This window comes from Bacillus sp. JJ1521 (genome assembly GCF_036965165.1).
GTDB lineage: Bacteria > Bacillota > Bacilli > Bacillales > Bacillaceae_L > Ferdinandcohnia.
The window spans coordinates 1-1,289 of sequence record NZ_JBALOX010000283.1; the positions used below are offsets into that span (position 1 = coordinate 1).

A 1,289-nucleotide genomic window follows, 5' to 3' on the forward strand; every position below is an offset into this window, starting at 1 on the left:
ATATTAAGTTAAAGAAGCAGGATAGTTTAATTAGAAAAACTAAGCTGATTATTGAATAAATATATTAATGTAAGGAAAAATTAATATTACTGCAAAGATTTTCCTAAGTATGCCTCGTCTCCTCGAAGACGGGATTTTTTATTATTTGAGTCATTCTTAACTCTTTGAGAATCTAACCGATATCAATATTAGCAGACAATATTCGACATATTTTAAAGGAGCTTTTATAGATGGATATCGAACAAATAATTAAAAAAATAAACAACAGCGTGGATGAACTCGATCTAGTTACGGCAAGAAAATACATTGAAGAAAATATGGATTTGTTAAATTCTAAAAGGCATTACCTGGATAAAAATGCCCGGGAGCTATTGAAAGTAGTAACCGACATGCATGATTCCGATTACAAGCCGTTACAAAGAAATGAATTAGCTATAATTAATACAATTAATACTTATGCAATAAGGTTTGATTTAAGAGGATTAAAATTAATAATTAAAGAAAACTCTCAGCTATTGCTTCGTGAGGATATAATTCCTTACTTTAATAAGGATACTAAAATTGTGCTAGAAGGTATGGGAGCAATTACAAAACAATAAGGATTGGATAAGCAATCTATCTCTTCAGAGGTAGGACTTTATTATTATTATAGCCCTCACGGATGTGTGGGTTATTTTATTCAACTTTTATCTTTGAAACACTTACCTCATAAAATTCCGCAAACTTATAAAGTAACTCTTCATTCGGGGTTCATGGTTATTCTCATATTTCACTAATTCCAATGACTTGAGCAACTTGGGACTGTGTGAGGTTTTTTTGAAATCTTAACATTCTAGGATTGTGACCTTATGTAGGCTTCATTTTAATACACCCTTCGACTAGAAGCTAAGGAAATTATATATTTATTTTGGTTAAACAAACCACTTCAGGACCAGAACGTATGATTGTAAAAATCTGGGAACCAAAAAGATTAGATATCGTTGTGTTTCACGCCCCAGACGATAGGAATTACATTAAACTTGTAATTGGACTCCTAGGCGACAGGATAGAGTATAAGAATAGTAGTTGTAACTGATTCCTTTGATGTAATGCCCTTAAATTAAGTCAATAGCTGAATCAGCTTTTGGTATGTTCACCAAAGGACCTAACTCGTTCTATAGGTATAATTACCTGTTTCAGGGGGGATATACAGTATTTTGTTGAAATTTGTTGAAAAACCCCTACTTTCGTTTTATTATTAAATTAGTTTATTTAAACTATTGACAAAAATTGAAAAAGGCAAACTTATC

Annotated in this window: 1 protein-coding gene and 1 pseudogene; both read left to right on the forward strand. The window is 31.4% G+C overall.

Annotation, left to right across the window (positions count from 1 at the left end):
- The first annotated feature begins 230 nt into the window (after positions 1 to 230).
- On the forward strand, positions 231 to 599 hold the full coding sequence (locus V7147_RS24815; RefSeq protein ID WP_335370466.1) for a hypothetical protein: 369 nt from the start codon (positions 231 to 233) through the stop codon (positions 597 to 599).
- Between the two features lie 320 nt (positions 600 to 919).
- Positions 920 to 1,060 (forward strand): annotated as a pseudogene (locus V7147_RS24820) (S26 family signal peptidase); the annotation flags it as partial.
- Positions 1,061 to 1,289 lie beyond the last annotated feature (229 nt).

Bases quoted from the DNA above. Each gene is read 5' to 3' on its own strand.
- V7147_RS24815 (WP_335370466.1), top strand. From the start codon at position 231: ATGGATATCGAACAAATAATTAAAAAAATAAACAACAGCGTGGATGAA.